At 33.5% G+C, this 24547-nt stretch carries 30 protein-coding genes; 2 read left to right on the top strand and 28 right to left on the bottom strand.

The window, feature by feature from the left end; all coding sequences use genetic code 11:
- Positions 1 to 18: 18 nt before the first annotated feature.
- The gene (locus tag Q4566_RS00215) at positions 19 to 957 is read left to right on the top strand and encodes an alpha/beta fold hydrolase (RefSeq protein WP_303417077.1); all 939 of its coding nucleotides are present in this window, start codon (positions 19 to 21) and stop codon (positions 955 to 957) included.
- A 20-nt stretch (positions 958 to 977) separates the two neighbouring features.
- On the opposite strand, the gene Q4566_RS00210 is transcribed toward Q4566_RS00215, so the two are convergent.
- The 24 genes from Q4566_RS00210 to Q4566_RS00095 all read right to left on the bottom strand — a co-directional run bounded on the left by Q4566_RS00210 (position 978) and on the right by Q4566_RS00095 (position 19109).
- Positions 978 to 1469: a hypothetical protein gene (locus Q4566_RS00210; RefSeq protein WP_303417074.1), complete on the bottom strand. Its 492-nt coding sequence runs from the start codon at positions 1467 to 1469 to the stop codon at positions 978 to 980.
- A 2-nt stretch (positions 1470 to 1471) separates the two neighbouring features.
- Positions 1472 to 1840 (bottom strand): 3-hydroxyacyl-ACP dehydratase, encoded by a 369-nt coding sequence (locus Q4566_RS00205; protein ID WP_303417072.1) that lies wholly within the window; start codon positions 1838 to 1840, stop codon positions 1472 to 1474.
- A gap of 4 nt (positions 1841 to 1844) precedes the next feature.
- Positions 1845 to 2438: an outer membrane beta-barrel protein gene (locus Q4566_RS00200; RefSeq protein ID WP_303417069.1), complete on the bottom strand. Its 594-nt coding sequence runs from the start codon at positions 2436 to 2438 to the stop codon at positions 1845 to 1847.
- Positions 2439 to 2451: 13 nt separating this feature from the next.
- Entirely contained in the window at positions 2452 to 3057 is a 606-nt protein-coding gene (locus tag Q4566_RS00195) for a hypothetical protein (RefSeq protein WP_303417066.1), read from the bottom strand.
- Positions 3035 to 3652, bottom strand: a complete 618-nt coding sequence (locus Q4566_RS00190; RefSeq protein WP_303417064.1) for an outer membrane lipoprotein carrier protein LolA — start codon at positions 3650 to 3652, stop codon at positions 3035 to 3037. The genes Q4566_RS00195 and Q4566_RS00190 overlap by 23 nt, the downstream gene beginning before the upstream one ends.
- Entirely contained in the window at positions 3645 to 4421 is a 777-nt protein-coding gene (locus tag Q4566_RS00185) for a polysaccharide deacetylase family protein (RefSeq protein WP_303417061.1), read from the bottom strand. Before Q4566_RS00185 ends, Q4566_RS00190 begins: the two co-directional genes overlap by 8 nt.
- Complete coding sequence (locus Q4566_RS00180) at positions 4415 to 5479, bottom strand: beta-ketoacyl synthase chain length factor (RefSeq protein WP_303417059.1); 1065 nt, start codon at positions 5477 to 5479, stop codon at positions 4415 to 4417. The genes Q4566_RS00185 and Q4566_RS00180 overlap by 7 nt, the downstream gene beginning before the upstream one ends.
- An 11-nt stretch (positions 5480 to 5490) precedes the next feature.
- Positions 5491 to 6693 (bottom strand): beta-ketoacyl synthase, encoded by a 1203-nt coding sequence (locus tag Q4566_RS00175; RefSeq protein WP_303417056.1) that lies wholly within the window; start codon positions 6691 to 6693, stop codon positions 5491 to 5493.
- 34 nt (positions 6694 to 6727) lie between these two features.
- Entirely contained in the window at positions 6728 to 6985 is a 258-nt protein-coding gene (locus Q4566_RS00170; protein ID WP_303417054.1) for a phosphopantetheine-binding protein, read from the bottom strand.
- A gap of 1 nt (position 6986) precedes the next feature.
- Positions 6987 to 7604, bottom strand: coding sequence for a 3-oxoacyl-ACP synthase (locus Q4566_RS00165; RefSeq protein ID WP_303417052.1), 618 nt, complete (start codon positions 7602 to 7604; stop codon positions 6987 to 6989).
- 1 nt (position 7605) lies between these two features.
- Complete coding sequence (locus Q4566_RS00160; protein WP_303417050.1) at positions 7606 to 8667, bottom strand: class I SAM-dependent methyltransferase; 1062 nt, start codon at positions 8665 to 8667, stop codon at positions 7606 to 7608.
- A gap of 3 nt (positions 8668 to 8670) precedes the next feature.
- The gene (locus tag Q4566_RS00155; protein ID WP_303417047.1) at positions 8671 to 9816 is read right to left on the bottom strand and encodes a beta-ketoacyl synthase; all 1146 of its coding nucleotides are present in this window, start codon (positions 9814 to 9816) and stop codon (positions 8671 to 8673) included.
- Between the two features lie 19 nt (positions 9817 to 9835).
- Complete coding sequence (locus tag Q4566_RS00150; protein WP_303417044.1) at positions 9836 to 10282, bottom strand: thioesterase family protein; 447 nt, start codon at positions 10280 to 10282, stop codon at positions 9836 to 9838.
- Complete coding sequence (locus tag Q4566_RS00145) at positions 10260 to 11525, bottom strand: ABC transporter permease (RefSeq protein WP_303417041.1); 1266 nt, start codon at positions 11523 to 11525, stop codon at positions 10260 to 10262. Before Q4566_RS00145 ends, Q4566_RS00150 begins: the two co-directional genes overlap by 23 nt.
- Entirely contained in the window at positions 11518 to 12261 is a 744-nt protein-coding gene (locus Q4566_RS00140; RefSeq protein ID WP_303417038.1) for an ABC transporter ATP-binding protein, read from the bottom strand. Before Q4566_RS00140 ends, Q4566_RS00145 begins: the two co-directional genes overlap by 8 nt.
- A gap of 4 nt (positions 12262 to 12265) precedes the next feature.
- A complete protein-coding gene (locus Q4566_RS00135) occupies positions 12266 to 13261 on the bottom strand; it encodes a BtrH N-terminal domain-containing protein (protein ID WP_303417036.1) in 996 nt (331 codons plus the stop codon).
- Complete coding sequence (locus Q4566_RS00130; RefSeq protein ID WP_303417033.1) at positions 13251 to 13658, bottom strand: hypothetical protein; 408 nt, start codon at positions 13656 to 13658, stop codon at positions 13251 to 13253. Before Q4566_RS00130 ends, Q4566_RS00135 begins: the two co-directional genes overlap by 11 nt.
- 9 nt (positions 13659 to 13667) lie before the next feature.
- Entirely contained in the window at positions 13668 to 14123 is a 456-nt protein-coding gene (locus Q4566_RS00125) for an ABC transporter permease (protein ID WP_303417030.1), read from the bottom strand.
- Positions 14116 to 14550 (bottom strand): hypothetical protein, encoded by a 435-nt coding sequence (locus tag Q4566_RS00120; protein WP_303417027.1) that lies wholly within the window; start codon positions 14548 to 14550, stop codon positions 14116 to 14118. The genes Q4566_RS00125 and Q4566_RS00120 overlap by 8 nt, the downstream gene beginning before the upstream one ends.
- A 3-nt stretch (positions 14551 to 14553) precedes the next feature.
- Positions 14554 to 15687, bottom strand: coding sequence for a beta-ketoacyl-ACP synthase III (locus tag Q4566_RS00115; RefSeq protein ID WP_303417024.1), 1134 nt, complete (start codon positions 15685 to 15687; stop codon positions 14554 to 14556).
- Positions 15688 to 15701: 14 nt separating this feature from the next.
- Positions 15702 to 16625, bottom strand: a complete 924-nt coding sequence (locus tag Q4566_RS00110; protein ID WP_303417021.1) for a dialkylrecorsinol condensing enzyme DarA — start codon at positions 16623 to 16625, stop codon at positions 15702 to 15704.
- A 5-nt stretch (positions 16626 to 16630) separates the two neighbouring features.
- The gene (locus tag Q4566_RS00105; RefSeq protein ID WP_303417018.1) at positions 16631 to 17515 is read right to left on the bottom strand and encodes a lipid A biosynthesis acyltransferase; all 885 of its coding nucleotides are present in this window, start codon (positions 17513 to 17515) and stop codon (positions 16631 to 16633) included.
- 8 nt (positions 17516 to 17523) lie between these two features.
- The gene (locus Q4566_RS00100) at positions 17524 to 17766 is read right to left on the bottom strand and encodes an acyl carrier protein (protein WP_303418105.1); all 243 of its coding nucleotides are present in this window, start codon (positions 17764 to 17766) and stop codon (positions 17524 to 17526) included.
- Positions 17767 to 17981: 215 nt separating this feature from the next.
- A complete protein-coding gene (locus tag Q4566_RS00095) occupies positions 17982 to 19109 on the bottom strand; it encodes a WG repeat-containing protein (RefSeq protein WP_303417015.1) in 1128 nt (375 codons plus the stop codon).
- A 381-nt stretch (positions 19110 to 19490) separates the two neighbouring features.
- Here Q4566_RS00095 and Q4566_RS00090 point away from each other — a divergent pair, with 381 nt between their 5' ends.
- Positions 19491 to 20735 (top strand): NAD(P)/FAD-dependent oxidoreductase, encoded by a 1245-nt coding sequence (locus tag Q4566_RS00090; RefSeq protein ID WP_303417012.1) that lies wholly within the window; start codon positions 19491 to 19493, stop codon positions 20733 to 20735.
- A 5-nt stretch (positions 20736 to 20740) separates the two neighbouring features.
- Here the strand turns inward: Q4566_RS00090 and Q4566_RS00085 are convergent, their stop codons facing one another.
- The 4 genes from Q4566_RS00085 to Q4566_RS00070 form a co-directional block, all read right to left on the bottom strand.
- The gene (locus Q4566_RS00085) at positions 20741 to 21814 is read right to left on the bottom strand and encodes a putative zinc-binding metallopeptidase (RefSeq protein WP_303417009.1); all 1074 of its coding nucleotides are present in this window, start codon (positions 21812 to 21814) and stop codon (positions 20741 to 20743) included.
- Between the two features lie 143 nt (positions 21815 to 21957).
- Positions 21958 to 22809: a zinc-dependent peptidase gene (locus Q4566_RS00080; protein ID WP_303417007.1), complete on the bottom strand. Its 852-nt coding sequence runs from the start codon at positions 22807 to 22809 to the stop codon at positions 21958 to 21960.
- A 95-nt stretch (positions 22810 to 22904) separates the two neighbouring features.
- Positions 22905 to 23498 carry a hypothetical protein gene (locus Q4566_RS00075; RefSeq protein ID WP_303417005.1) on the bottom strand — a complete coding sequence of 198 codons (594 nt, stop codon included), beginning with the start codon at positions 23496 to 23498 and terminating at the stop codon, positions 22905 to 22907.
- A gap of 550 nt (positions 23499 to 24048) precedes the next feature.
- Positions 24049 to 24534, bottom strand: a complete 486-nt coding sequence (locus tag Q4566_RS00070; protein WP_303417002.1) for a hypothetical protein — start codon at positions 24532 to 24534, stop codon at positions 24049 to 24051.
- Between the last annotated feature and the right edge of the window lie 13 nt (positions 24535 to 24547).

The following is a 24547-nucleotide window of genomic DNA, read 5'->3' as shown; positions in this document are numbered from 1 at the left end:
CGCTTGATTTTCAAAATAATGACAAAGCTAATTTCAAAATTTATCATTTTATTTTTATGTCTTGGATGTGCTTCCTCTAAGGAAACAGGATTTAATGATTATGTTTTTCAGAATAAAAAAGAAAAACAAACCTATCTCAGAGCTTATAACAAAGCACTCACGCTTTGGCAAGTACCATATACCGAAGACACTATAGAAACAGCATACGGCACAGCCCATGTTATTATTTCTGGACCGAAGGGCGGAAAACAAATGGTACTTTTACACGGTATGGATGCGAGCTCCACGATGTGGTATCCTAACATAAAAGCATTATCTGAAAGCCATCGTGTGTATGCTATTGATTTTTTAATGGAGCCAGGAAAATCAACTTTAACTAAAGACGCGTTAACTTCTGAAGAAATCATCATTTGGTACAACAGTATTTTTGATCACTACCAATTAAAAGACTTTGATTTAGTTGCGGCCTCACGCGGAGGCTGGATAGCAACCCTATTGGCCGCTCAAGAAAATCAAGCTATTAACAAGATGGTTTTACTGAGCCCGGCCCAAACATTTGAATATATAGATGATTTAAGAAAAACATCAAACGCCTTGTTTTTAAAACTGTTTCCGAGTGAGAAAAAGTTTAAAAAAACCTTAGAAACCTTTTCATCACACCCCGAAAAAATTAATTCGATTTACAAAAAGCAATTCTATTTAGCTAATAAATATGCAAAAACGAATAGTAGCATGCTTCAAATGAAACCTTTTTCAGATGAGCAATTAAAAGCCATTACCATTCCGGTGCTTGTTTTAATAGGTGATGAAGACGTTATCAATTCTGAAGAAAGCTTAGCAAAGGCCAATCAATTATTATTTAAAGACAAAACAGCTGTTATAGAAGATGCAGGCCACTTTCTAAGTATTGACCAATCAGAATCTATAAATAAAGAAATTACTAAGTTTTTGAAGTAATTTAAGGGTTAGAGCACTTATTAGAAACCTGCAACACGTGCTTTTTCTTCCTCGGTAAAATCTTTGGAATGAGAAATATAATCGGCAATATGACTTTTTAAAGAAGCACTATTAATACTGCTATAGTTATCAAGAATAAATGCTTTGTCGTTTTCAATATCAGAATAATACCTTAAAAATTTAGGGATATTCTGCTGAATACTAAGTCGCACAAAGCGTACTTCAATATTATTCGACTCCCTTTCTACGGCATATTCAACCAAGCCAGTACCTTCAAGAAAGCCGTCCTTTTTCCCTTTTATGCTATTGGCCTCTTTTGCCATAAGCGCAACCGCAGCGCCTTTGTACGCTACTAGCTCTGCTCTATCGGTTTTAGTTACACTCTCTAAATCTTGATAAAGTGCTTCTATTTTACTCGAATCTTGAGCCGCATATTTATAGTCACTTCTGATAACTTCTAAATCAACAGACTGTGTAATTAATAATAAAGTCAATATCAATAAATACTTCATAACTATTGTTTTTCTATAAAATTACTAGACAATTTTAATGCCACTGTATCCTCAAAACGCGTCGTATTTTTAACCTTATACCCTGTTTCTGTTTCAGAGATATCCAATTGTATTTCCAAATTTGGCGTTTTTTCAGGATTAATAATCGCCATAAATTTTATATTACTAGAGCTCTGCATAAACAACTTCTTTCCAACAACTTGCTCGGTAAGCTCTTTAATGATTTGCATCATACAAACCCCTGGAGTTACAGGATTACCAGGGAAATGTCCTTTAAAAATAGCATGCTCTTTATTTATAGTGATTTTAGCCGTTGTTGCAGCGTCATTTACTGATAAATCATTAACCGTATAAAAATCCTTTAATTGCATAAATTTAAAAATTGAATTTATAAAATAACCCCAGTTGAAAAGTAGAATTCAATTGTGTTTCCTCGCTAAGTTGTTCCGACTCAAAACTATTAAAAGTCCCTGAAAAAACATCAATAGTACCTTGTTTATATCTCGCCTCGATGCCTAAACCGTTATTAAACTCATAACCAACACCTAAGGATACAGTTAAATCAATAAATGAAACATCGTTTCCGTCCTTGTTATTATACAGTCCTATCAAGGTATCATCGGCATCAAAATCAAAACCAGGTGCAATAATAAAATGAAAACCTGAATCCTTTATAAAAAACTTATTTGCAACTGTTACGGTAATGTAATGAATATCAACATTCGCTTCTGAAACTGTTTCAGATTGACCGCCTTGAAGCGAATAACCTATTTCTGGTTGAAGAGCATAAAATTCTGTGAACTTAAAATGTCCTAAAAAGCTTAAGTAAAATCCTGTTTTCGTTTCTAACTGAGTTCTTGATATTTCAGAAAAATTCACCCCACTTCTAAACCCAAAAGAGCTTTTTCTTTGTGCATATGCCAAGGTGATCATTCCAAAGCAAAATATAGTTAACAACCATTTTTTCATAATTTCAATAGGTTTAGTTTATAGATTTAAGCAACATTTTAAACTTTATGTTTAGATGTTGAATTTGAATTTGTTGTGCAATATTATCATTAATTTCTGAAAATGTAAACACGACTTTCTCCTTTCCGTGATTTGCTCTTACTATTTTGTTAATTATCAAATCACCAAAATAAAAATAATCATCTTTATCTATTAACGTCTGGTTTACGGTTTCCGTATGGTTACTAAATGAAGTGCGAACATTCAAATGCTCAGTAATTAAAACTTCAAAATCTTTCTTAAGCAGATTAATGAGTAGTTTTTTATTGAGTGCTTCTAAAATGTAATTGATTTGAAAATCATTCTTATTAAAGGAAAAATCTAATATTTTATTTCCCATTTCGGTAGTGAACACCACGCGATGATGATCTGTTTCTATTTTTTTTACGATAAATATTCCGCCAAAGACCTTATCATAAACCGTTATAGTTGCCTTATAAACATAGTCTTTGTTAGCATCTGAAAAATATGGGTTTTGTAGTATGCTTTGCGTTTCTATCTCTTCAAAATTATGCTTCTTTGGGTAAGAGACACAAGCTACAAAAAGGAAACATATACTAATTATTAAAAACCGCTTCATCTATAGGCTGGTTTAAAACTTTATTATTGAAAACTATTTTGGTGTAATCATCTGAAGATTCAATCATTTTAACTTCCACCACATCGGCAGTTTCATTAAATACAATATGAAATGTTTTTATGTATTTCGCTAATTTTTCATCCTTCGGACTAAAATGTACGAGACTACCATTGTCGCTTTTGAAATAATCTATTGTAAATTTTTCATCATCAAACATATCGCCTTTAACGCTACTGATGATGAGGCTATTCAATTGCTTGAATAACTTATTACGACCAATATCAATATCGCTTTTATTTCCTTCATCATTAATATAAATCTTATTTTCTTTAAATATAATGGCATATTTAAAAGGTGTAACATACTCCCATTTAACCAAATCTGGAGCTTTAAAAGCCAATTTCCCTGTAGATTTAATGTCATTATCTAAAAAATCTAAATGCTTATATTGAGTAAAATCACTAGAAATACTCTGAACGTCCTTAGCTAAGGTTTTCACTTTTAATTTTAAATCGGAAGCTTCTTTAGCAGTCATTTTGGTTTGACCTTGCATTGAAAAAGCAACAAAAAATAAAATAAATATAAGATTACGCATAGGCTTTAATATCAAATAAGGTGTCAACAGTGACAGAAGTTAGGTTTTGTTCCTGTAAAAATAACAATAACTGTTCCAAAACAATAATTGTTTTTTGACTGCTATCATGCAGCAAAATAACATCACCAGCCTTTAAATTAGTTGTTATTCTTTTTAAAACAGCATTTTCATCTAAGCCTGTAGTGTCCAATGAGCGCTTACTCCAGCCAATAGACTGCAAGCCTGTTCTATTTAGAGCACGCTTTATATTGGGGTTGGTTACTCCAAATGCTGGACGGTAAAGCAGTGGTTTTAACCCAGACTGTTTTTCAATTATTTTAGATGTACGTTCCAATTCCAGTTCAACCTTTTTTGCGCCGAAAAAACCAAAATAATTACTATGCGAATATGTGTGATTCCCCACAACATGATCATTTTCTATAATTTCATCAAAAAGATCTGGGTGCGACTCTACTTGTTTTCCAATACAAAAAAAAGTGGCTTTAACATTATAAGTTTTTAAAAGCTGTAAAACTTGCGGGGTAAATTCAGGGTTAGGGCCATCATCAAAAGTAATCGCAATTTGGTTGTGGGTTGTTTTATAATTTGAATTTAACGACTGTACATGATAGTTCCAACCAATAAATGCTGAACCAGCCGCCGTAAGTAAAAACCAAATAAACAACCCTATATAAAAGAAGATCAATGAAAAATCGTAAAAAAGGAATAATATAAACAAACCTAGACATAAGAAGCTTGCTATTATATTGACCTTTTTAAAATTTAGCATTGTTTTAATAAGGTGAAACTATGGTTCTCACCACGATATTGATTGTATAGTAGAACTGTTTTAAAATCGGACGACTTAATATCATTTAATTTAACAAGATCAGGAAGGGTTTGAAGCTTTAATACTTTTGAAGCCAACCAGAACCCGAATGATGAAGCGGTATTAAATTCTCCAGAAATGTGTTTGTAATAAGCTTGTTGTGTTTCATTAAATCCTCCTTCACCTAGAATATCATAATAGTCATCAAATTCTATATCACCATTGCAACCCAAAACAAGCAAGTCGATATCTTCAACCTGTAATTCATTAGCACTTAGAAATGCTTTAATTGTTTCTGAAAGCGCTTCTTTAGGCAGGGTATTATACATTTTTACAGCCATTAATTGAGCATAAGAACTTTCTTGTTTCTCATTTGAAAGCACAAAAAAATTAGCGCCTTCTCCATAAACAGCACCTGAAGTTTTTGAATTTAATAATTCTGAAACCTTTACCGGCTTGACCTTAACATGGCCTACTAATTCTTGAAGCTTAAAGGTGTGCTCTCCAATTTCATCAACACCTCCTACTAAAATAGTGTTTTCTTCATTGGCTGCTAGTTGCATTTTAGCATCTACGAGGGCTGATTCAAAAGAATTACTGCTGTGTACATAGGTAAAATTGTAACCTTTGCATTGTAATTCTAGTGCAACTTGCCCGCCAACTGTATTATGTGTTGATTGAATAAAGGATGTAGGTGTTAAATATTGCTCGTCATTGTCTATTAGTGTACTTAAGAATTTTTCTGAATCACGAAGACAGCCCATGCCCGTACCCGTAATAATCGCATCAACAGCTTCAAGCTCAGCTTCCTGAAGTGCAATTTTTGAAGCGACAATACTCATTTTTATACCCTTTGCCATGCGTCGTGCTGCCGCTGGCGGAATGAAATCTTTATAATTAGGATTAACAACAGGTATTTCTATGCCTTCATGATCAATAAAATCATTTAAAAACTCAGCGTTATCAAATGTTTTTTGAGCCGAGACAGAAGCAATACTATTTATGTAAACCTTTTTCAATATCTTTTATTTTAGGGTTCTTTTGAAAAAATAACCGTGGAACAATTTCCTCCAAATCCAAACGAATTTGACATCACTGCTTGAATTGGTTTTTTCTTTAATTGAAGTTCTGGTGTTATTTCAAACGCCTTCATTTGAGTTTTAAAATTCAAATTTGGATAAACAACATTGTGCTGTAGCGCTAAAATCGAGTACACGGCTTCAATCGCTCCTGCTGCTGCCAAAGTATGTCCGGTGTATGCTTTCGTAGAACTAAAATCGGGAACAGTATCTTCAAAAACACGTATTATCGCGCGACCTTCAGATAAATCGTTGTTCCCAGTGGCTGTACCATGTGCATTAATATAATCAATATCCGCTGCATTATAATTGGCAACTTTCAAGGCTTTTTTCATCGCTAAAGTAGCCCCATCACCATTTTCTGATGATGCGGTTTGATGGTAGGCATCATTCGCATTACCATAGCCCTTAACGTAAGCCAGTACTGTTTTATTTTCTTTTTGAACAAGGGCATCAGATTCTAAAACTAAATACGCTGCAGCCTCGCCGAGGTTAAGTCCTTTACGGTTTTCATCAAAAGGTGTGTTATAGGTATCCGATAAAATCATAAGGGTTTTAAAACCATTGATTGTAAACTTCGACAAGCAATCTGCACCACCAACAATAACACGATCGAGTTCTCCCGATTTTATCAATCGAGCTCCTAGCATAATCGCATTGGCTGCGGAAGAACAAGCTGTACTTATTGTTGTTACAAAACTTTTATTGATACCTAATTCTTCGGCTATTTTCTGTGTTGAATCACCCGCATGATGACTTTCAATATACTTCTGAACAGCTTTATTTTCAAAAGATTCATAGTAGTACCGTTCGGTCATATCCATACCACCAACACTGGTTGAGGAGATTAACCCTGTTTTGTAATCGTCAACATTATCAATACCAGCGTTTTCAACCGCTTCTTTTGCGGCCAAGCACCCCAACAAAGCTGTTCTTGTAAAACTATTATCTGACTTTAAACCTAACTGGGCGGCAATTTCTTCATTTGTAAAAGCAATTTCTCCAACCATGATATCATTAACATGATTGGTCTTTATTTTAGAAATTCTAGAAATACCCTTTCTGCTTTCAATTAAAGACTGATAGTTTTCCTCGACATTGTTTCCAATGGCAGAGATGATTCCCATTCCCGTTATAGCAACGCCTTTACTCATAAATATACTGTAAAATTAGAACAACTAAAGGTTCTTAGTTTGTTCTGTTTGCTGTAATATAAGCAGCCATAGTATCTATAGATTCAAAAATGGCACGACCTTGTTTTGGGTCGGTAAGTTTAATTCCGTAATTTTTATCTAACATCACAATAAGTTCTAGGGCATCGATAGAATCTAAACCTAATCCGTCTCCAAAAAGCGCATCGTCATTAGCAATGTCTTTAACTTCTATATCCTCTAAGTTCAATTGTTCTATGATAAATTCTTTTAATTCTTGCTTTAAAGCATCCATATTAAATATTGTATAATTTGTTAATTTCTTGTTCGTTATTGTCTAGGTCTCCTTCCGAAGAAACCAAATATAAAAAAGCTTTATAATCTTTCTCATCTTCAAAATCTACCCAGCCACAAAGCACTTCCTTAGCCTTGTTTTTCGATAGTAAAATATCGGAATAAGTCTTTAAATGATTGGCATTAAACCTGTCAAAGATAAAGAAACTATTTTCGGAATTCAATTTATATTTTATACTAATCTCCCCAATGCAAATGTTGGGTAAAGTATAAACAAATACCGCAGGACTGGGGAAATAATTTGACTTATCTTCAATCGTACTTTGATGTTTTCTATCTGTATTTAAACTTGAAGAATTATTAGAAAAAACAATAGCAATATCTTGTTCTTCATCTGTATAATTTTGATTTTTCAATAAAACATCTGCAGCTAAAAAGGCTAATTTACTCAAGCTATCCATCTTAAAAAACTTCGAATACTTGGTGTTTTCAGATTTATAGGCTGCCTTTATAAATTCGGTAAATGCTTTTGATTGATCCGCATATAAAACCTGTCCATTGAGTAACAACTGACTATCCTCAATATGACAATATGATTTTATTTTATACGATTCTAACATCTTACTTTTTATTGAATGTAAACATGGTATGGTATTCTCCAAATGCAATATCTTCTTGAAGCGCTAAACCAGCTTGATCTGCAATTTCCATAAATTCTGTGGCTTTATACATTTTAGAGTTTCCGTTGGCTAACACCGTAAAGTAAATAGAAGTAGCTTCTAAAATAAACTTCGCGTTATCGAATTTCTGTCTGTCTGTAAAAGTTTCAACAATAATTAATTCGGCATCATCATTCATGGCATCTACACATGTTTTCAAAACTTTGTAGATTTCTTCTTTAGAAAAACAATCTAAAAACTGACTCATCCAAATGGTATCTGCTCCTGTAGGAATTTGTGGGTTTTCAGACAACCAATCGATTTCATGACCGGTCACACGGTTTTCAAAACCAGCATCTTTTACATTTTTTAATGCTTTATTTAATTGACCTGGAAGATCAATCATAGTCATATGAACATCGTCATTGTTTTGACAACACTTAATGGTGAATTTCCCTGTGTTTGCTCCAATATCAAAGATGTTTTTTCTATCTTTTTCAAATACAAACTTAACCGCATCGCTAAAAATATCATCTGAATAATGATGATCGAATTCAAACCAAGATTTCTGTTGTAACGGATTTAATTGCGATAAACCTTCATAAATGGTATTCCATTCTCCAAGCTCTTTTAAACCTTCTGGTTTTCCACTTTTAATCGATTCATCTAAATGAAAAAGTCCTTTGTAACAAACCTCATTCGTGAAATTAATATTCACATTTACGGTTTCGTTAAAAGCTAAAAAGTAACCTGTTGTGGTTAATTCAAAATGCCCCGTTTCACTCTGATTAACAATTTGAGATGATTCTGAAATTTCTAATAACACACCAATGCCGTAAGCACTAATTCCTAATTCTTTTGAAAGCGCCTCAAGTGTTATCCCTCCCTTTCTTCTACGATCAAATATGAGTTGAAATACGCCTAGTTTTCTCAAGGCTACAACAGCTTGAAAAACAAATGGTGCAAAAGCGATTTTTTGAGCTTCCTGAATAGCGTCTATAGCCTTAATACTTTGATTTGACATGTTTTATTTAGATTTTTTGAATATTACTGCTGTGTTACAACCTCCAAAACCTGAGGCTGTTTTTAAAAATATTTGTAATTTTTTTTCTTCTGTCTTTTCAATAACGTTTAGCGGTTGTGTCACCCCTGAAGTTTCGAAACCAGCCGATTTAAATACGGTTTGATTTTTTAACGATTGCATCCCTACTATAGTTTCTACAAGCCCTGAAGCCCCTAGAGTATGTCCGAAATAACCTTTTAAACTATTAAGTGGCACCTTACTTAAACCCATGCGGTTAAAAGCAATCGCTTCCATTTCATCATTAAATAAAGTGGCGGTACCATGTGCCGAAACATAATCGATTTCGTTTGCTGAAATTTTTGCTTCTTTAAACGCAGATTGCATACTTCTATACAAGCCCTCCCCTGTTCTTGAAGGTCCAGAAATATGATTGGCGTCATTGCTTGTACCTTCTCCCAAAACGATAACTGAATCTTCAGAAAGATGCTGTTCACTGTTTGTTACTAATGCCGAAGCTGCGACTTCCCCTATGTTTATTCCTATTCTATTGGCATCATATGGTTTACAAGGCGCTTTACTTAAGGCTTGAAAAGAATGAAATCCAGATAAGGTAAATCTACTCACTACATCGCCGCTAGCAATAAACACATGATCATAAACGCCATGATCGATATAGCGTTTCGCAATTGAAACTGCCAAAATACCAGAAACACAGGCATTAGAAACTACTATAGCTTCGTTTTTAAAATTAAAAAAGGTATTTATTTGATTTCCTAATTTACTCAGGTACGCACGATGTTCATCAAAATAATTATCATTTCCTAAAGCATCAATATTACCTTTTGTACTTGAAATGATAAGTCCGACACGTTCGTTTAATTTAATTCCTGAATTTTTTATGACATCACTTAACGAGGTGATCATCATTTGCTCCAAACGCGTGTATTGATATATGGGTGAAAGCTTGTTGAAAGCTGTTTGTAATTTTTCGGTGTCGATTAAAGCACCACAAAAACTTTCTTGAAAAATCCTTTTATCATCAACAATTTTTAAACCTGAATGACCAGCAGCAATGTTTTTCACAACCTCATCGGTTGAAAATCCTAGCGCAGATACGATATTATTATATGAAACGTGAACGGTACTCAATACTTAATGAATCTTCAATTTATATTAGTCCTACTTGTTTTTTCCACTCCAGAAAAAACTCTGGAATATTTAGAGATAATTCGCCCCTACCTATATCGTCAACAAAAACTTGAACCGTTTCTCCTGTACATACCAAATCTTCATCTTGGTTATAGACTTCATATCTAAAAATCATTTTTGCGGCTGGATTATCTACATAAATTGTTTTTATAGTTGCTACATCGCCATAACGAAGTGGTCTTTTATGATCGGTACTCGATTTTACAATGGGTGTCGCAAAACCATGATCTTTCTGATTTAAATAAGAGATGCCATGTTTTCTTCCGAAGGACTCTCTACCATCTTCAAAATATTGAATGTAGTTACCATGCCAAACTATCCCTAGGGGGTCTGTTTCAACAAAACGCACACGCACCTGACTGGTATGTTCTATTTCCTTATACTTAGACGGCATTTTTCTTTTCATTATAAATTATGGCAATTGACGTGGTTCCTATAAAGAACAAAAATAACAAACCTAATTCAGGCAGAATTTCAACCACACCGGTATGTCTTAAAAAGATATCAAGATAGGCATTTAAGCCCCAATTCATAGGCGAAATATTCGATAAAACCTGCATTATTTTAGGCATGATAAAAACAGGAACCCAAACCCCTCCAAGTGCTGCAAGTATCACCACTAATGTGGCTCCGAAAGGTGCTGATTGCTCTTGAGTTGTCGCGATAGTCCCTAAAAGTAATCCTAATCCAATTGCTGCTAATCCCGTAAAAACAGTTACTAGCAAGAGTAACGGTAATCGGCCTGAAATATCTAATGTAGGCAAACCAATTTCTGGAAAAACAAATATCCCTACCAGAAGCATTAAAATAAACTGAATGATACAAACAGCTAAATAAACCATGGTTTTACCCGCTAAAACAGTCGTGTATGAAACAGGATTGGTACGCAATCTTACAAATGTGCCTTGACTTTTTTCTTTAACAATATTTATTGAAAGTGGTACAATGATGAAAAATATAGCGAATAGTGTCCAAGCTGGCACATTGTGTTGTACTGAATTTGGTAACAGTTCTTTTTCCCCGTTTTTTGCTACAACTTCTTTAAAAGTGATAAAGTTTTCAGTTTCAAAAACAACTTCTGAAGGGTCGTCTGTTATTTGCTTTTGAAAGGCTTTATAAATAGATTCCGTTTCTATTTTTGAAACCATTTTATCAATGCCGTTTTTTACTGAAGATTTAAAAGATTGTTGGGTAGCAGGATCAAAGTAAAGTCTGACTTCCTTTTTTGGAATTTCAATGACGTCTTCTTCTGGCGTATCATCTAATCCAAATTTTGCTATAATAGCATTTACATTCTGATTGACTTTACGCTCTAAATCTACTGATAAATTTTCAGGAATCACGATAGCTAATTGATAAGTGCCTTTATAAACCAAATCTTTAGCTTCCGCTTCTGTTTTATCAGAAATAATTTCAAAAGCATTTGAGGTTTCAAGTCCGTTTTCAATAGTTTTTGAAACTTCCCCTTTATCATTATTTACTAATAAGATAGGAATATTGGTGTCTGATATCGTTTTAAAAGTACTATCCTGAATGAGGGTTACCGTAATAATTAAAACCAACGGCATCACGAACAAAATCGCCACACCACCAATATCGCGACTTAATAGCAAAAGCTCCTTATATGTTGACGCCCAAAGTTTATGCACTATCTCTTAATCCTTTACCTGTTAATCCTAGAAATACATCTTCTAGGTTTTGAGCACCTTCCTGGAGCGTAATAAGTTCTTTCGGTTTACCATTTGCTATAAGTTGACCTTGATCAATAATCGCCACCTTGGTACAAAATAATTCCGCTTCATTTAGATGGTGCGATGTATAAATTATCGTTGCACCTTCTTTATTTAAATTCTGAAGAAAATCAATTATCACATTTTTTGATTGCACATCGACTCCCACTGTAGGTTCATCTAAAAACAAAACATTCGGGTTATGTAGCAAACTTGCAATTAAGTTTATACGCCTTTTCATGCCACCTGAAAATGTTTCTATTTTTTTATGAGCAAACTTCAACAAGCCCAATTGATCGAGTTTATCGTTAATTTTATCATCAAGATTTTTTCCCTTCAGTCCATACATGCTTCCGAAGTACTTTAAGTTTTCAAAAGCGGTAAGTGTTGGGTACAAAGCGTACTCTTGAGGCACGATACCTATAAGTTGCTTTAACTGATTTTTATTGTTTTTATAGTTTAGACCATTTATAGTGAAAGATCCTGAGGTAGGTTTTATAAGCGAACACAACATAGAAATTAAAGTTGTTTTCCCTGCCCCGTTCGGTCCTAGAAGTCCGAAAATCTCCTTTTCAGCAATGAACAAATCTAAATCCTTGACTGAATAAGATTCAGCAGATTTATATTTTTTAGAAATTTGTTCAATATTTATCATGTTACTAAATGGCTTTCCTTAATTTTTTAAAAAACACCTTTTCCTTATCCGCAATAACCTCTAACTGTGTGGCCACATCATTATAAGCATCAATTTTGGCTTTTCTATTTCTGTAGATGCGCGAAGCATCAAGTGCAAAATCACGCCATAAATCTCCAATAACAGTCATTTCTTTAGAAAGTTCAGCTAATTCTTCATTTTTAAGAATCTTACTAGACTCCTGTAAAAAGGCGGCATAAATATAGCGAAAACCACCTCCACCAGTACCAATTTCTTCTTGCATTCTTACAATCTGTCCCAAATAATGATTTGCTTTACGCACGCCTTTCTTTTTAGGCCACTTACGAATAAGTTTAGCAACCATTTTAATACCATTAACGCCAACAATGGGAATGGGTGCTAACATATCTTTACATGTGTGCTTAATCCCTTTTGCAATAGCACCTTCCAAATCTAACTTATCAGGAAAACCCGTTGGGTAGTAAATATGACCTTTTGGAGCAAATGCACCTTTGGCAAACCTCACTTTTTCAAGTTGTTTGCCGGTTAAGGTCGTTACCGATTCCATAACAGGATCACTAATAAGATATTTATCTTCTTGTTTGCCGTAAACAACCAAGTTATGCGCGTTAAAATGAAAACGGTATTCATCTGGAAAATATTCGAGATTATACACCCCTACCTGCAATCCAACAGGGTTATTATTCTTTAAATTTTCATCTAATCTTAACTTCGCTTTTTCGGGACTCTTAAATTTTTCATGTTTAATTTTTATCCCAACACGTTTTGCAAAACGCTTGAAAATAGCCCCTGGCATAGCCCTATAAGTAATTGCGGGAGCATGGTTTACTTTTAAAAAAGGAATGTAACAAAAAAGCAGTCCGGAACCTATACCAAACACCATGGGCTCACTAACATTAAAGCCATTATGCTTCATTAAGTTAGATACCACACCATTCTCACAATGCGCAGATTGATGGTGTGTAAAGTTAATTTCCATGCTTTATATTTTTTAATTCTTCAATAGTAATTTCAAAAACATCAGCATATTTTTGAAGTATTTTATTTGATAACTTATTAAAAACCTTTGGTTTAAAATGACGTTTTACCCGCCATGTCCATAAACCCGCATAGCTCGCTAAAATACCGATGTCCATTTTATGAACCTCCATGTAATATTCTAACGGACTAGATTTCTCGTTTAATACGTTTTGTTTAGCATTTTCAATACGCTCGTTAATATCGGCAATGGCATTATCTAACGCAATTGTTTTTGGTGCCCAACCCGAACTGTGCGCAGTTGTATACTCGCCATCTTCATTAACGGCATAGCACAACTCTTTGGAATTTGTAGATTCCAAATTACTTTTATCCTGAGGCACATCGCGTTTCTTCATAACCAAATATTAATTGATTTTCTGAATAAATAAATTCAAAACACAAGATAGTAATTCTTTATCTGAAGTAGAAACCGTGCACGACAACGTACAAATACTGTAATCGTCTGCATCAAATCGCGAGACTAAATTGGCATCAGATCGGATGGTTTCTCCAACTTTCGGACAAGCACTAACCTTTACACTTTTTATCGCACTGATAAACCCGATAAGTTTAGCCCCCTCTCCTTCAACATCATCTTCATCAAAATAACTTTTTCCTACTATAGAAGAGCATGTTTGCGCAGCATTTTCTACCAGGCCCACTTCACTAAAAACACCATCGACAACAAATATATCATCTTGACGAATTTTAAATGAAGTCGCTACATGTTCATCATCAATAGAAATTACCGAGTCAACCATTAAAAATGGTGCCCTATGGGGTAGAAATTTTTTTATATCAAGTGATTGAATATTACGCATCACTTGCAATTACAGTTTTCATTTCAGCTTGAGCTAGTCTTTCATTCACTTTGTTAAAGACGGCCACTTCTACCATGGTAACCCCCATGAACTCATGAAGAATTTTAACCTTGGTAATTATTCTGTCGTTTAACATGGGAAGCCCGAATACCTCTACTTTTTTTATGGCTCCTATATAACCTGTAGGCGCTTCTTCACCTTTCAAAAAATAGTCATACCCTGTATGCAAGGCCACAGATTGTGCCATATTTTCAATTAAACCAGGTTCTAGTAATTGGCTGTTATTTACAAAAAGATTATCCTTTGAAATTAAAAAACTTGAGACCACATTTTCAGCAGAAAACTCTAATAAAGTATCTACCATAATAAATGGTGCTTTTTGCGGAATTAAGTGCTCAATATGATTAAGTGGTAACTGCTGCTTCATAATCTAACAAACAGTTAAAAAGGCATATGCATAAGAAAACCTAGCACTTTCAGGTACAGAAAGTAAAATTTTATCTCCTTTTTTAAGTTTCCCCGAATTTACTAACTCCTCTAACATCAAGTAAATTGACCCCGCACCAACATTTCCAACTCTATCTAAATTCATAAACCAGTTGTCCCAAGGAATTTCTACACCTTGATCAACCATTTCTTTATATAAGCTTTCTTTAAAGTAGTATGAAGAAATATGTGGTAAATAATAATCAACATCACTAGGCTTTAAGTCATGTTTTTTTAGGAGTTTTTTAAAACTATCAACGCCTTTCGCTAGAATATTTTCGCTTAGTAATTTAACGTCTTGCTTTACAGCAAAAAGGGATTTTGTACTCCATTCTGCAGAAGGATATTCAGTCCAAGATTTTATAGAACCATCTTCTTGCTTATCACCTCCAGCATACATGCAGGCATCCATTTCAAAAGCATATGAATAGCCTTCCATCCATTCCATTTTTAAGGGCTGTTTTCCTTTTGGCTCACTTTCCAATAAAAAAGCACCAGCTCCATCGGAAAGCATCCAACGTAAAAAATCTTTATTAAAAGCTAGGATTGGATCATCCTCTAGAGTTTGTAAATGTTTTATCTCCTCTTCATAGGTATTTGACATGAGCCATGATGAAGACCTTTCTGAGCCCGTACATACCGCATTATTCGTCTGTCCTGACTTTACAGATAAAAACCCATATTTCAAGGCATTCATTCCCGAGCAACAAGCGCCAGAAGGTGAGTTTATTTCTAAATTCCCGTTTTTCAACGCACCATGAACCATAGCTGCATGAGAAGGAATTAATTGATCAGGACTGGTAGTCCCACAAGATAACAGCTCGATATCTTGTAATTTAAAATCTGCATCACAAAGATTTTCTACTGCTTCTTTAGTTAATTCCGCATTATTATGCGTCATATTACCTTGATCGTCTATAGCGTAATATCGTGTTGTTATTTTATTGTTACGTAAAACAATACGTCTCCCTTTTGAAGCTTTACCATTAAGCATCCCCAGCTTAGCTTCCATCTCCTCATTACTAACAGGTTTATTTGGTAAAAACTTGGATATTCTTGTAATGTAAACGTCTTTCATACTTTTTAAATCTTCTACTTTAATGCTACCGATTCATAATACATTTTCTCCCTTTTAATTCTTCCATAGAACGGTAAATAGGTGAGCAAAAATAAGATAAAAACGATAGGAGCAATGACCCAGATGGCAATTAACAAATATTTCGTGAAAAACTTGACCCAAAACTTACGTTTATCATCATTTATTTCACCTTTAGACTTTAAAAACTTAGCCCATTTATCGAAAATAGCGTTACCTCGTTTATCGGTTACCACTAAAAACGGTTTAATTTTTACCGCATCTTTTCGCAGTAAATCCTCCTGTAAGGTACTGTAATCATTAAGCTTTAAATGACTTAAAATAACGTCACCAAACTTGGTTGCTTCATCAATATCTTTTTGAGACACCCCTGGTTTAGGAAAAATTTTCAAGAATCTTTCTTTTTTCCCAGAAAACATCCATTGCACGATAGTAATCACACTAACATGATTAATATGCCTATCTACTAAAGCAATATTTCCAACAAGATTTGCTTGCAAGGATTTTAGTTCCTTTTTAATTTTTTCTTGCGCCATAATCCACATATTCCGACTACCGCTCACGGTTATAACTGGCGTATTTGCAAACAGCTTATTAGCTTCAGGGCTTTTCAAAAATGAATTTGCAGGGATGGAAGGTGTTAAATACCACACTTGGTAACCAAAAATGATTAAATCGTAGGTTTTATCTAAAATATGGTTTGAAGGAGGATAAATTTTAGCTGGCTCTTGAAGAAATGATTCAGGGAAAACCCCCATAAATTTTTCTTTAGTCCAAGGAAAAGGAAAATCCTCGACCATTTTTATATCATGAAAATCTATTTGAATAGAGGTATCCTGTTTTAAAGGTGCAACAATATTTTGTAAAATTTCAGTAAGCTGCCCAGACTGAGAATAATGTATAACTAAAATATTTTTCAAAAGAATTATTTTTTATGAGTATTCCAAAAGTGAAAATAGTTAAACCATTGTAAAGGGTATTTACCCAATATCCATCTTAAACTTTCGGTATACTCCTTTAATAGTGCCTTGGCATCCCTTTGTTCAAATTCAGCCTTTCTTGTATATAGATGATAATGTGTTCGTGTTTCCTTCATAACATACACAAACAAAACAGGAACACGAAGTCGTGAAGATATTAAAAAAGGACCTGCCGGAAACGCAGCTTCTTCGTTAAAAAATAATTCAGACAGATATTTTGAACCAGGAACATAACGATCGCCAGTAATACAAACCAGTTCATTTCTTGCTAACGCAGCATTAATCTCAAATATATGAGACAAATCTTCTTGAATAAAAATCAAGTTAACGTTGGGTTTATTGGTGACAGATTCCAAATATATTTTTATATCGGAATGCTCTGCATCTGTAGTTAAAATATTAATAGCGGCCTTCTCTTCTAATTCACCAAAAAAATGCTCGGCAATTTCAAAATTCCCAACATGAGCACTAATTAAAATGCCTCCTTTTTTATTTTTAAGTGTTTCGTTGATGAGTTCACCACCATCAAAATGATAAGTGAATTTATCTCTTAACCCAGAAGAAATAGCGATTTTATCTATAATTGTTTGTCCGAAAACATAATAGCTTTTGAAAATACTTAGAATACTTTTTAATGTGGAAAATTTTTGTCTTTTCTTGAAGTAATCAAAATTGGCGCGAGTATTTCCCCAAGCAAAAAAGAAGAAATAAGAAGAAACAAAATATAAAACGAAATAAGCCGACCTTAACCCTAGTTTTTTAATACAAAAAACGAAAATTTTATAACCAAAAACGGTTCCTCTCGACTTCCCTCGCCACTCCTTTAACATAGAGCCTATTAACTTAATTTATTTTCAATAAGATTGTAAAAATCTTCGAGAGTGTTAACATTAATAAAGTCTTCACCTTTAAGTTTTACTCCAAAATTGGACTCTATAGCCACTACCAGATCAACAAAATCTAAACTATCAAGATCTAAAGTTTCTTTTAGGTTAGCCTCTGGAGTAATAGCGTCTGCATCAACTTCAAACTCATCAACAAGAAAGTCGTTTATTTTTTCAACAATAAGCGCTTTATTCATTTCTATTTCAGTATTACTTTTTAATAATTTGAGGGTATCAAATCCAAATGAGATTGGCAAAAATACATCAATTTTTCCATCTATGGTTTTCATCGTTAAATTTAATTGACATCCTTACAACCTATACCGTCATCAATAAAACTATTATTCTGTATTGCCAAAAGAAAAAGCTGCATGAAAATAACCTCATACAGCCTTAGCCCTTTTTACATCAGTTACTTAAACAGCTCTAGGTGTTCATACCATTTATCATTCAGGACATTACCACTAGTATCGATATATGCCCATTTCTTTTTTAATTTCACTCGAGCTAAGCCATCAACAAAACCTTTTACAGCATTTTTCTCAAACATGCTTAACCCAAAAGCAGAAATATCATATTTATCTTCAACCACTAATTTTCCTGTTTTATCAATAAAACCCCATTCTTTTTTAGGTTTTGCAGGCGCATATCCATCATCGCTAAAGATCTCTAAATCCTTAAATTCAAAGGGTACCATTACGGCTCCTGAAGGACTAACAGCTCCCCATTTTTTACCATCATAAACGGGAGCCAAACCATTAACAAAAGCTCTTGCCTTCTCGTATTCTGGTTGAATAACCCACTCCCCTTGACCGTTTATAAAACCCATTTTCCCGTCCTTTTTGGCATAAGCCATATCTTCATGTACCGAAAAGTCCCAAATTTTTTCCGCCCCGTCAACGGGTTTAAAAGCGCCATTAATAACTAAGCCATAAACATCACCTTTCTGAGCCACTACATTACCATGGTAATTATTACTAACACCATCATATTCCGTTTTCACAAAATACGCCCCTGTTTTATCGACCAAGCCCCATTTATCATTTTCTAAAACTTTAGCGTATCCATTTACAAAACCGAACACCTTCTTGAATTTTGGCGCAATAACAACTTCTCCATTCGTGTTAACAAAACCAACATTATCACCATTACGAATAATCGCCATTCCTTCGCTGAAATCATAATATTTATCGGTTTGCACACTAGATAAAGCCTTCTCTCCTTTTTCATTTATATAGAACCATTCCTTGTCTTTATTAACTATCGCATATCCTGAGTTAAACGCTTTTGTTTTATCAAATTGTGGTTCAATCACCCATTCACCCGAGCGGTTAATAAACCCCCACTGTTTATCATCATTCATAGCTTCGGCCAAATCACCAGAAAAACTCTTAGCCATTTTAAATGTGGGGTCAATAGCCCAAGTTCCTGTTTTACTAATATACCCAGCCTTGTCATCTACACTTGCAAGCGCCAATTCCTGAGCATGACTAAAAATAGTACATAAAAATAGTACACCTAAAAATACTTTTGTTTTCATAATTGAATTGTTTTAACGTTAATGTTTTAAAGAATATTTATTGTTTTAACGCTATCAATTAAGTAGGGAGAGATAAAATTGCATAGTAAATATAACAACAAATTATTAAACGCCCTTAACTTCAGTCAAAAAACAACAATCATTTTACCAAATAACTTCCACGACACAAACCCTTTACTTCCTTATACACATCTACAAGAAACACATTTCCTATTCACAGTAACCAACTTTACCGATACAAGACAAGCAATAGTTGCAGACTCCTAAATTTTACTAATATTTTAATTTGTACAATTTCAATTAATGTGGATTTGGTTGGCTTCTATTACTAAATTTCTCGTAATTTTGATTCACCAATTTTTTCTAAAAAAAATTATTCCTATGAAATTAAACCCAATAGAAGTTGATGTTTTAATTATTGGAGCTGGACCTTCAGGGTGCGTTGCAGCCGCCTATCTTAATAAAAAAGGTGTAAAAGTTAAAGTGGTAGAAAAAAATAAATTTCCGCGATTTGTAATTGGTGAAAGTTTACTTCCTAAATGCATGGACCACTTTGAAGAAGCAGGTCTTTTGCATGTTTTAGAAAATCATGGTTTTGAAATAAAAAAAGGTGCTCGATTTTTGAGAGACGATATTGTTTGCAACTTTGATTTCAGTAAAAAACATACACCTGGTTGGGACTGGACTTGGCAAGTACCTCGTGCCGATTTTGATAATTTATTAGCTACTGAAATTCAAAATCAAGGTGTAGATCTTAGCTTTGAACATGAGGTTATAAATACCGAGATAGACGATAAAGGTATTTCACTTACAAATATAAAAGATGAAAATGGCCAATCATACGTCATAAAAGCAAATTTTATCATCGATTCTAGTGGTTACGGTCGTGTATTACCACGGTTATTAGGTTTAGATAAACCGTCTTCAATTCCTGAACATTCTTCTATGTTCACCCACGTTAAAGATATTAACAGACCTGAAGGCGAGGAAGGCACATTAATTACTTTTGACGTTCTCGATCGCGATACATGGTTTTGGGTGATTCCTTTTTCAAACGGCGACACCAGTATTGGTTTTGTAGGCAAAACAGAGCTTATTGAATCTTATGAGGGCGATATGGAAAATATGTTGAAACTTTCCAAATATTACCACAAACGCTTTGAAGGTGTTGATTTTAAATTCAACCCTATAAGTATTAAAAACTATGCGAAATCTGTAACGCAATTATACGGAAAAGGTTATGTATTAACCGGTAACAGTGCAGAATTCCTAGATCCTGTTTTTTCGTCTGGAGTTACTTTTGCAACGGAATCAGCTTTAAAAGCAGCCAAACTTATTGATAAAGCACTAAACAATCAAACAGTAGATTGGCAAGTAGAATACAGCGATTATATCATGAAAGGCGTTAACGTTTTTGCCACTTATGTGAAGGAATGGTACACTGGAAATTTACAAACTTTATTTTTCCACAGACCTGAAAACCCAGAAATTAAAAAACAAATTTGCGCTGTTTTAGCAGGATACGTGTGGGATGAAACAAATCCTTTCGTAAAGAAACATGACCGATTGGTTAAAAATCTCGCACATATTATTCACATGAATGAGAAAGAAAACAACACAGACTAAAACTATTAATATAGATTGCTTTCAGCTTTAAAACGTTGTAAAATTTCGTGAATAAATTCTAGTTTCTCTTTCACTTTATCTGAAATAACAAAAGGATACACATCTGTAATCCCCATAGATCTATTTATACTATTTACAGCATAAAATAGTGGTGTCGTTTCTTCTAAAATGGTTTTAAATGACAGATCTTCATTATACGGATAAAGGGAAACCACCCGCATATGTGGTGAATTTCTTAGATTCGGATCACCTTCTAAACCAAAATAAAAGGCCGTTTCCATAGTGTCTAAAATATGAAGGTAATGTGCCCAAGTTTCAGCCCAATCTTCCCAAGGGTGAGCAGAAGCATATTCACTAATAAACCGTGATTTCCAATCTTTTGGGGCTCCGTTGGCATAATGCGCCTTTAATGCGTCAGCATAGCTTTCACTTTCATCGCCGAACAATTTTCTGAAATCCGCTAAAAACGTATCGTTATTTCTAAAAATAACATCCCAGTAATAATGTCCAACTTCATGCCTAAAATGTCCAATTACAGTACGGTATTTTTCGTTTAAGGACACTCGCATTTGCTCCCTATTAACATCATCAGCCTCTGCTAAAAGAATAGTTACAACTCCATTCGCATGCCCTGTCATGACTTTATCCCCATCAACATTTCTATCGCCTTTAGATAAAAAATCGAAAAACAAACCGTTTTCAGCATTTTCAAACTGACTCACTACAGGCAAACCCAAACGCTCTAAGGTATAAATAAGGCGGTGTTTTGCTATTTCCATATTTTGCAAACGCTCATGAAGCTTCGGAATCGAAACATCAGGAATTGTTCTATTCAAATGGCATGACTTACAAAACCCCGTTTCACTTGTAATAGGAACCAGCCAGTTACAAATACCTAAAGGTTCATTTTTACAATTGGTATATGTTTCACCGTCTATTACCCAGTTCAAATCTTCTGGTTTCCTAGCGAACATTTCATTTTCTGAATCCAAGTACCCTAAAACAGAATCACAACTTTCACACGAAGTATTCTCAAAAAACACTGGAAAATCACAAGCACTGCATTGAAAAATTTTCATAGTTAAACACTTTTAAATGAATTCTATAAGTCTGAAAAATATTTTAAACCCTTTCAAATATAATACAATATTCAATCAAAAAAGGGAAGTAAATGAGCTCAATACATTATATATTTAATAATAAAATATAAAACGGAGCAATTTTAATACCCCGCAAAGTTAAAATTGAGCATTTGCTTGGTTTTACTATAAACTTCAGGGAATTTCGATTTAAATTCTGAAGGCGTTTCAATAAATGTCTCCAAAATAACAGCCAAAAATTCAAACTGATTGGTAAACGCATATTTTCTAAAATAATGAGATTCTATAAGATTAGCCCGTAAAACTGGCTCATTCTGCAGGAGTTCTGTAAGTTCTTTAAAAGAATCACTGAAAATGGTAGAACTTATATCCCGCTCTTTTATACTGTTAATATGTATAGCGTGTGCAAATTCATGAATTCCTAAATTCAGGTTATCATCTTCAATATCGATACCCTTTTTAAAATCTTTCCAGCACAACACCAGTGTATTTAATCTTGGATTAAACTCTCCTTTATGAAAGGCTTTGTTTATATTCGAATAGTAAGCTTCTGGATAGATGATAATTTTTGAAATGATACCAATATAAAAATCTCTAAAACCAAAGGTTAGCATAACCGCTGTTGCGGAAATTAAAACCTCAACTTGATCGGTAATCACGAAACCATTTCTTCCAATGAAATTTTTATCGTCTATAAAGCAAGCTACACGGTGTTCAAAATAGCCTTGACGTTTTTTATCTAATTTATTATAAAAAGGAAAACTTGTTTTTAAAACTTGTTTTTGGTTTTTATTGAGGGTTTTTCGAAACACATAAAAGTGTGTATACCACGGTTTCATGTAACGTAGAACATATCCCATTTCTAAGGTTCGAACCAAAAAATGCAATATCATATAAAATAATATAGCAAATAAGACACCTAAAATAATTTGACCCGTCAGGTTTTCGTCTTGTATGATTATGGGGAAACTCATATAATTTACTAAACATCAATAATAAGCTATTTTTCATAAAAGCACTATTCGCCCTATCATAAAAAAACAAGTAGCATGATGAAAGTCACTGTTTATTAATTCAAATTTTTTGGCAGTTTAATATCTACACCTCGACCAAAATGATGAAGTGAATTCATAGCTTGTTTCATGGTTATAGGCACGTATTCACAAGCATCTGCAGCAAAATAACGCACTTCTCCAGCATCCATTTTAGGAGCATCAGGGATGTAAATAGCTATAATGTTAGGCTGATTTCTATCGGTTATAAATGCCACTCGATAAAACGTATCTTCTTTAAGTAAAATTGGTTCCCAAAACTTTTGTTTTTTATAGGCCTCTTCTTCAACAAAACGATATTTCATAATTTGAAATGAAGGCAGAAAGTAAAATAAACGTTCTTCAAAACTATTACTCCACTGTTTTAAAAATCCGTTCAATAAAAAATACCCACACAGTACACCGATAAGTAAAACGATAACAATACCAACAATAAGCACAGCTGCAGACCCAAAGATGGATTTTAAATCCAAAGCTTCAGTAATTTTATGCGTAAGCGGCATTAATAAATGTAAGGCCTTAGAAAATAAGACTATTACAATAATTGCAGGCACAACAACAAAGAATATTCCTGCAAAAAAAGACTTAACAATACCTCCAGATTTTTTCATAACATTTATTTCGATTGGTTAACTAAGTTATAAAGTTAAGTAATATCTTTTAAGAAATTAACTCTTAACCAAAGGCTTTTTATAGAATGTAGATGGTTATTTAAAAAAATAGATTTTTTGAAAACAAAAAAACCTTAATTATTTGCGAACAAACAATTAAGGTTTTAAACTAGTGACCGCGAAGGGATTCGAACCTAATCTAAAACTAGCAGTCATTATAAGGGTTTATAAGGTATCATTAATTTGAGGTAGCTATATAACTACCATAACAATTAAATTGGTTTATCGACCAATGACTTTCAATCTGCAATAAAGTTACAATTTTAATTAATGAAATATAGTTGTTAGGAAAAATAACCCTGACTTCAATGTTTTTTTTAACTATTGAATTCTAGTAAGGCAAAATACACCCTAGCTGCGCATTTCTTTTTCCTTGATAAGGGAAAAGAAAGCATTTTTTAAAAGAACAAATTTAGAACTAAAAATTTGTAATTTTACAGGCATACTATATTAGTAAAATCCATTGCTTTAACTCTTCTCATATTCATTTTTAATTTCTCAAAATCGTTTTACTCTCCTTATACATTTGCACTGTAATAGAATCTCTGTATACCTTTTTTATAATAATATCCTGTAATTTATCACCTTTTTTTATCTTATGAAGTTGGTTGTCTACTTTTATCAAAAATAATAATGATGAACTCTCTCCTGTTTTTAAAGAACCATAATAACTTAATTTAGGCCAAATATGGTTTTTATTCATGACCTTTTTAATTGGTTTTTTTATACCTTTTTCAGAAGATTTCTTGCTAGACTTATCGTTTACAATTAAGACCTTTTTTTTTCTAACTGGCCTACTCTTACCTAAGAAGGGGTCTCTCTCAATCTTTTTGAGAATGAAAGTGTCTTTTGAAAAATTATATAAGGAACTTTTTCTTGACGATACATTATTAGTAATGTCATTCACTGAACTATCACCTGTAAAAAAAGTATTAAAAACTCTGTAAAAAACAACGAGCCATATTACTGACATCATAATTATTAATACA

The sequence above is a fragment of the Tamlana sp. 2_MG-2023 genome (genome assembly GCF_030548465.1).
GTDB lineage: Bacteria > Bacteroidota > Bacteroidia > Flavobacteriales > Flavobacteriaceae > Pseudotamlana.
This window is presented reverse-complemented; position numbering and strand designations above follow the sequence as displayed.

What these genes read in the sequence shown, in the direction of transcription:
- Q4566_RS00215 (WP_303417077.1), top strand. Translation starts at nt 19, where the DNA reads ATGACAAAGCTAATTTCAAAATTTATCATTTTATTTTTATGTCTTGGA.
- Q4566_RS00210 (WP_303417074.1), bottom strand. Translation starts at nt 1,469, where the DNA reads ATGAAGTATTTATTGATATTGACTTTATTATTAATTACACAGTCTGTT.
- Q4566_RS00205 (WP_303417072.1), bottom strand. Translation starts at nt 1,840, where the DNA reads ATGCAATTAAAGGATTTTTATACGGTTAATGATTTATCAGTAAATGAC.
- Q4566_RS00200 (WP_303417069.1), bottom strand. Translation starts at nt 2,438, where the DNA reads ATGAAAAAATGGTTGTTAACTATATTTTGCTTTGGAATGATCACCTTG.
- Q4566_RS00195 (WP_303417066.1), bottom strand. Translation starts at nt 3,057, where the DNA reads ATGAAGCGGTTTTTAATAATTAGTATATGTTTCCTTTTTGTAGCTTGT.
- Q4566_RS00190 (WP_303417064.1), bottom strand. Translation starts at nt 3,652, where the DNA reads ATGCGTAATCTTATATTTATTTTATTTTTTGTTGCTTTTTCAATGCAA.
- Q4566_RS00185 (WP_303417061.1), bottom strand. Translation starts at nt 4,421, where the DNA reads ATGCTAAATTTTAAAAAGGTCAATATAATAGCAAGCTTCTTATGTCTA.
- Q4566_RS00175 (WP_303417056.1), bottom strand. Translation starts at nt 6,693, where the DNA reads ATGAGTAAAGGCGTTGCTATAACGGGAATGGGAATCATCTCTGCCATT.
- Q4566_RS00170 (WP_303417054.1), bottom strand. Translation starts at nt 6,985, where the DNA reads ATGGATGCTTTAAAGCAAGAATTAAAAGAATTTATCATAGAACAATTG.
- Q4566_RS00165 (WP_303417052.1), bottom strand. Translation starts at nt 7,604, where the DNA reads ATGTTAGAATCGTATAAAATAAAATCATATTGTCATATTGAGGATAGT.
- Q4566_RS00160 (WP_303417050.1), bottom strand. Translation starts at nt 8,667, where the DNA reads ATGTCAAATCAAAGTATTAAGGCTATAGACGCTATTCAGGAAGCTCAA.
- Q4566_RS00150 (WP_303417044.1), bottom strand. Translation starts at nt 10,282, where the DNA reads ATGAAAAGAAAAATGCCGTCTAAGTATAAGGAAATAGAACATACCAGT.
- Q4566_RS00140 (WP_303417038.1), bottom strand. Translation starts at nt 12,261, where the DNA reads ATGATAAATATTGAACAAATTTCTAAAAAATATAAATCTGCTGAATCT.
- Q4566_RS00135 (WP_303417036.1), bottom strand. Translation starts at nt 13,261, where the DNA reads ATGGAAATTAACTTTACACACCATCAATCTGCGCATTGTGAGAATGGT.
- Q4566_RS00130 (WP_303417033.1), bottom strand. Translation starts at nt 13,658, where the DNA reads ATGAAGAAACGCGATGTGCCTCAGGATAAAAGTAATTTGGAATCTACA.
- Q4566_RS00125 (WP_303417030.1), bottom strand. Translation starts at nt 14,123, where the DNA reads ATGCGTAATATTCAATCACTTGATATAAAAAAATTTCTACCCCATAGG.
- Q4566_RS00120 (WP_303417027.1), bottom strand. Translation starts at nt 14,550, where the DNA reads ATGAAGCAGCAGTTACCACTTAATCATATTGAGCACTTAATTCCGCAA.
- Q4566_RS00115 (WP_303417024.1), bottom strand. Translation starts at nt 15,687, where the DNA reads ATGAAAGACGTTTACATTACAAGAATATCCAAGTTTTTACCAAATAAA.
- Q4566_RS00105 (WP_303417018.1), bottom strand. Translation starts at nt 17,515, where the DNA reads ATGTTAAAGGAGTGGCGAGGGAAGTCGAGAGGAACCGTTTTTGGTTAT.
- Q4566_RS00100 (WP_303418105.1), bottom strand. Translation starts at nt 17,766, where the DNA reads ATGAATAAAGCGCTTATTGTTGAAAAAATAAACGACTTTCTTGTTGAT.
- Q4566_RS00095 (WP_303417015.1), bottom strand. Translation starts at nt 19,109, where the DNA reads ATGAAAACAAAAGTATTTTTAGGTGTACTATTTTTATGTACTATTTTT.
- Q4566_RS00090 (WP_303417012.1), top strand. Translation starts at nt 19,491, where the DNA reads ATGAAATTAAACCCAATAGAAGTTGATGTTTTAATTATTGGAGCTGGA.
- Q4566_RS00085 (WP_303417009.1), bottom strand. Translation starts at nt 21,814, where the DNA reads ATGAAAATTTTTCAATGCAGTGCTTGTGATTTTCCAGTGTTTTTTGAG.
- Q4566_RS00080 (WP_303417007.1), bottom strand. Translation starts at nt 22,809, where the DNA reads ATGAGTTTCCCCATAATCATACAAGACGAAAACCTGACGGGTCAAATT.
- Q4566_RS00075 (WP_303417005.1), bottom strand. Translation starts at nt 23,498, where the DNA reads ATGAAAAAATCTGGAGGTATTGTTAAGTCTTTTTTTGCAGGAATATTC.
- Q4566_RS00070 (WP_303417002.1), bottom strand. Translation starts at nt 24,534, where the DNA reads ATGATGTCAGTAATATGGCTCGTTGTTTTTTACAGAGTTTTTAATACT.